At 47.9% G+C, this 5,246-nt stretch carries 4 protein-coding genes; all 4 read left to right on the forward strand.

Translation table 11 applies throughout. The features are described from left to right. Positions 1-19: 19 nt before the first annotated feature. The 4 genes from cdhC (at position 20) to acsC (ending at position 5,243) form a co-directional block, all read left to right on the forward strand. Entirely contained in the window at positions 20-1,438 is a 1,419-nt protein-coding gene (gene cdhC / locus EQO05_RS15140) for a CO dehydrogenase/CO-methylating acetyl-CoA synthase complex subunit beta (protein ID WP_128507938.1), read from the forward strand. Between the two features lie 63 nt (positions 1,439-1,501). Further along, positions 1,502-2,263: a carbon monoxide dehydrogenase accessory protein CooC gene (locus EQO05_RS15145; RefSeq protein WP_128507940.1), complete on the forward strand. Its 762-nt coding sequence runs from the start codon at positions 1,502-1,504 to the stop codon at positions 2,261-2,263. A gap of 241 nt (positions 2,264-2,504) precedes the next feature. Further along, on the forward strand, positions 2,505-3,830 hold the full coding sequence (gene cdhD / locus EQO05_RS15150) for a CO dehydrogenase/acetyl-CoA synthase subunit delta (protein ID WP_128507942.1): 1,326 nt from the start codon (positions 2,505-2,507) through the stop codon (positions 3,828-3,830). 3 nt (positions 3,831-3,833) lie between these two features. Then, a complete protein-coding gene (gene acsC, locus EQO05_RS15155) occupies positions 3,834-5,243 on the forward strand; it encodes an acetyl-CoA decarbonylase/synthase complex subunit gamma (RefSeq protein WP_128507944.1) in 1,410 nt (469 codons plus the stop codon). Positions 5,244-5,246: the final 3 nt, after the last annotated feature.

The raw sequence follows: 5,246 nt of genomic DNA on the forward strand, positions 1-5,246 counted from the left end.
ATTTAGGAGGCGAAATATAATGGCAGAATTCCCATTTGAGATTTCCCCAATGTTTGAAGGAGAAAGAGTAAGAAAGGAAGGAATGTTTGTAGAACTAGGTGGCCCGAAGTCCCTGGGTCTGGAACTTGTCCGTGCAAAGCCCATGGATGAGATCGAAGATGACAAGGTAACAATTGTAGGTCCAGATCTGAAGGATATGGAAGAAGGCAAGACCTACCCCTGGGCAATGATCTTCAACATTGGAGGAGAACTTGTAGAGGCTGATCTAGAATCTGTTGTCGAAAGGCGTGTTCACGACTTCATAAACTACTGCCAGGGCATTATGCACCTGAACCAGAGGTATGATGTCTGGATGAGAGTTTCCAAGGACACAGCTGGAAAGATGGACTCATTCGAGCCATTCGGAAAAGCAGTCATGATGCTCTTCAAGACCGAGCTCCCCTTCATTGAGAAGATGCAGGTGACATTCTACACCGAACAGGCTGAAGTTGAAAAGCAGATGGTAGAAGCAAAAGAGATTTTCAAGGCAAGAGATGCAAGGACAAAAGACCTGCACGACGAAGATGTGGATGTCTTTTACGGATGCACCCTCTGCCAGTCCTTTGCTCCCACAAATGTCTGTGTGGTTTCCCCTGACAGAGTTTCCCTCTGTGGCGCAATCAACTGGTTCGACGGCCGCGCAGCAGCAAAAGTAGACCCAGAAGGTCCACAGTTCTCAATCGACAAGGGCGAACTCCTCGATGCCAACACCGGTGAGTACACCGGAGTAAACGACATTGCCAAGAAGCTCTCCGCAGGCGAGTTTGACAAGATTAAACTCCACTCATTCTTTGACGCCCCGCACACATCATGCGGCTGCTTTGAAGTAGTAGGGTTCTACATCCCTGAAGTTGACGGTATCGGCTGGGTTAACAGAGAATACCAGGGAATGGCACCTAACGGTATTGGGTTCTCGACAATGGCAGGTCAGACCGGTGGTGGAAAGCAGATCGTAGGTTTCCTGGGTATTGGTGTCAACTATTTCTACTCCCCGAAGTTCATCCAGGCTGACGGCGGATGGAACAGAGTTGTCTGGCTCCCTTCAATGCTGAAAGAGAAAATTGACGAAACCATACCTGCTGACATAAAGGACAAGATTGCAACCGAGAAGGATGCAACTGACATTGACTCCCTGAAAGCCTTCCTGCAGGAGAAGAACCACCCGGTAGTTGCAAACTGGGCAGCTGCAGAAGAAGAGGAAGAGGAAGAAGAGGAAGAGGAAGAAGCAGAGGAAGTAGCTGTGGCAGCAGCTCCAATGATGATGCCTTCGGCCGGTTTCCAGATGCCTGCAATGGCTTCAATGCCAATGATGTCTGCTGGTAAGGCTGGTGGAATAAAGATCACCTTCAAGAAGGCAAAGATATCCATTGAGAGAGTCATTCTCAGCGAGAAGAAGTAACAAAAATAATTGAGTGACGACAGGCAATAGCCTAAAACGAAAAACAATCCAATGAGGTATTCTGTGACAAAAGTAATTGCAATAACTGGAAAAGGTGGGACTGGTAAAACAGCGGTAGCGGCTCTTCTGATCCGCTCCCTTTCCAAAAAAGGTAAGTTCCTGCTGGCAGTAGATGCAGATGCAGATACTAACCTGCCTGAGACCCTTGGCTGTGAGAACGTAAAAACAATCGGGGATGCAAAGGAGTATTTACAGGCTGAGATCACAAAACCGAGGCCTGACAATCCCGATATGAATAAAGAATCGATACTTAAAAGCAAAGTATATGAGATCATTGAAGAAATGTCGGGCTATGATCTCCTGGTCATGGGTCGACCCGAAGGTTCAGGCTGCTACTGTTATGTAAACAACCTCCTCCGGGGCATTATGGACAAATTGATCGTAAATTACGATGTGGTTGTCATTGATGCAGAGGCCGGGCTTGAGCATTTCAGCCGGAAAATTATCCGCGACATAGATGATCTTATTGTCGTAACAGACGCCTCTCGAAGAGGATTCAGGACTGCGGAAAGAATTCATGAACTCGTGAATGAACTGGACTCAAATGTTGGTAAAATTCACGTTATTGCAAACAAGGTTACAGATGCCAACCGCGAAGAGCTTGTCAAACTGGCAGGAGACCTGAAACTTAACATGATAGGTATGATCCCTCTCGATCCAAAAATCGAGGAAATGGACATAAAAGGCATACCTCTCTTTGAGATTCCGGATGACTCGGTTGCTGCAGTAGAAATCGAAAGCATTGTACAAAAACTGGGATACTAATCCCGGTTTTCTTTTAACCGGTAATATTGCAGAAAACCGTGCCGGAAATAGAAAAGGATCCCCTTGCCCGTTTTAAGGGCTTAAAACGGCACTCAAAATTATGTTGAATAATGGAGCAGGATTTACTTCTGCTTCAATCCTTCTTTCCATTAAGGGAAGAATCCGGAAGTAATTTGCATTATACCTTTATTTATACAGTCACTCATCAAAACGGAAAACTTACGTAAAAGGTGAGGTTTACATGGCAAAGAAAGTTAAATTATCAGAAATGACAGACATGTTCAAGGATGTAGAAGTACTGGCCCTTGAAGGTGTAACTATAGAAGGAGACATTGAGCTTGACCTCAGTGGACTTGGTGGCGGCTTTGACCCGATGCTTGCTGCTCTCCTCGGACAGGAAAGTGCAGTACTTGCACAGCACTTCGGAAGACTTGCCAGCATGTTCGGTGTCCCTGTAGGCATCGGTGCCCCAGCTACTGGTGCCTCCGCAGCTCCTGCAGTTTCCCCTGCTCTTGCAGCCCCGAAACTTAAAGATCTCATTCCTTCCAAGTTTGACTTTTCAAACATAGAAGAATGGACAACCCAGATTCAGGAAGTCCCAATAGGCAACACTTCTGCAGACGGCGGAAGCCGTGGCAAGAGAGTTCTGGTAGGTGGCGAAAAAGCCCTTCCGTTCTTCCCTGATGCTCCAATGCCGAACAGGAACCAGGTCACAATTGACGTGTTCGACATGAGAATCGGACTTGCAAAAGCTGTTAAAGAAAATTACGATGAAGTCATGGACAGCCCAGGAGAATGGGCAAAGAAGAACGTTGACAAATTCAACGCTGATATGATTACTATCCACCTGATTTCAACTGACCCGCTCGTTAAGGATACCTCTCCCAAAGAGGCAGCCAAGACAGTTGAAGAGGTTCTTCAGGCTGTAGACGTGCCAATCGCAATTGGTGGTTCCGGGAACCCACAGAAGGATCCGGAGGTTCTTGCCAGAGCAGCAGAAGTTGCAGAGGGTGAACGCTGCCTCCTTGCATCTGCCAGTCTGAACCTGGACTATGCTGCAATTGCAGAAGCCGCATTAAAATACGACCATGACGTGCTTTCCTGGACACAGCTGGACATGAACGCCCAGAAGGAATTAAACAGGAAGCTCATGAAGCAGTGCAATGTGCCCAGAGACAGGATCATTATGGACCCGACAACTGCGGCTCTTGGGTATGGTCTTGACTATGCTTACACCAACATGGAACGTATCAGACTCGCAGCCCTTATGGGTGATGAGGAACTGACCTTCCCAATGTCCTCAGGTACCACAAACGCATGGGGTGCCCGTGAATCCTGGATGGTTAGCTCTCCACTTAAGGAAGACTCGGACTGGGGTCCCAGAGAATACAGAGGACCTATCTGGGAGATTGTCACAGGTCTTTCTCTTGCCATTGCAGGAAACGACCTCTTCATGATGATGCACCCAACTTCGGTTGCTGTCCTGAAGCATATCACTCAGACCCTCTTCGGTACAGTTGAGGCAGAACCCGTTGACCTTGCTAACTGGATAGGATCGGGGGTGTAAAACATGAAAATAAACAGCCCATTAGAAGCTTACAAATACCTTCCACAGACCAACTGTGGAGAATGTGGTGAGCCTACCTGTATGGCATTTGCCTCCAAGCTGATCGACAGATCAGGCAAGACAGCAGATTGTCCCCCCTTAGTAAAAGAGAAGAAGTTTGCAAAGAAACTTGCAGAACTCGACAGGCTCCTTGCTCCTGAAATTCGCCAGGTTACTATTGGAGTCGGCGACAGAGCAGCCAACATTGGTGGCGACGATGTGCTTTATCGTCACAAGCTGACCTTCTTCAACAAGACAAAGATGTTCTTCGATGTTGCAGACAACATGGACGAAGCTGCCCTTGTTGAAAGAGTTAAGAAGATCAGTGATTACAAGAAGTTCTACGTAGGACGCAACCTGCTTCTAGACGGTGTGGCAATAAGAGCAGCATCCAATGACCCTGCAAAGTTTGCAGCGGCTGTCAAGAAAGTTGTAGAAAACACAGAACTGCCCGTAGTTCTCTGTTCCTTTAACCCTGCAGTCCTGAAGGCAGGACTTGAGGTTGCAAAGGACAAGAACCCTCTGCTCTATGCCGCAAACAAAGACAACTGGAAAGAAGTCGGAGAACTGGCTCTTGAATATAAGGTGCCTGTAGTAGTCTCAGCTTTCAATGACCTTGATGGCCTCAAAACTCTCGCAAAGACCTTTGCAGAAGCAGGTATTAAGGACATTGTTCTTGACCCGGGAACCTACCCGAGCGGCAAAGGCCTGAAAGACACCTTTACGAACTTCCTGAAGATCCGGAGAGCAGGCATTATGGGCGACACCGAGATCGCATATCCGATCATGGCTATGCCGCTTACTGCCTGGATGGCTGGAATTTCAGACCCTGTCAGTGCCTCCTACTGGGAAACAGTTCTTGCCTCGGTCTTTACCATCAGGTACGGAGACATTATGCTTCTCCACAGCATGGATCCATATGCCACCATGCCTGAAGTGCACCTGGCCGAGACAATCTACACCGACCCGAGGTCTCCTGTTGCTGTTGACTCGAAGATGTATAAGGTAGGAACTCCAGACGAGAACTCCCCGGTTCTCTTCACAACAAACTTTGCTCTTACCTACTACACCGTAGAGAGCGACCTTGCCTCAAACGGCATCAACTGCTGGCTGCTTGCAGTTAACACCGATGGTATTGGTGTAGAAGCAGCCGCTGCCGGTGGCCAGCTGAGTGCTGACAAAGTAAAGGACTCCTTCGATAAGTCAGGCTTTGACATCCACAAGGATGTCACCCACAACAGTGTAGTTATTCCGGGTCTTGCTGCCCGTCTACAGGGTGACCTTGAGGACAAACTCGGTGTAAGAGTTATGGTTGGTCCAATGGACTCCGGAAGGCTCCCAGGCTGGATGGAGAAGAACTGGCCTCCAAAATAATAA

This window comes from Methanosarcina sp. MSH10X1 (assembly GCF_004099695.1).
Taxonomy (GTDB): domain Archaea; phylum Halobacteriota; class Methanosarcinia; order Methanosarcinales; family Methanosarcinaceae; genus Methanosarcina.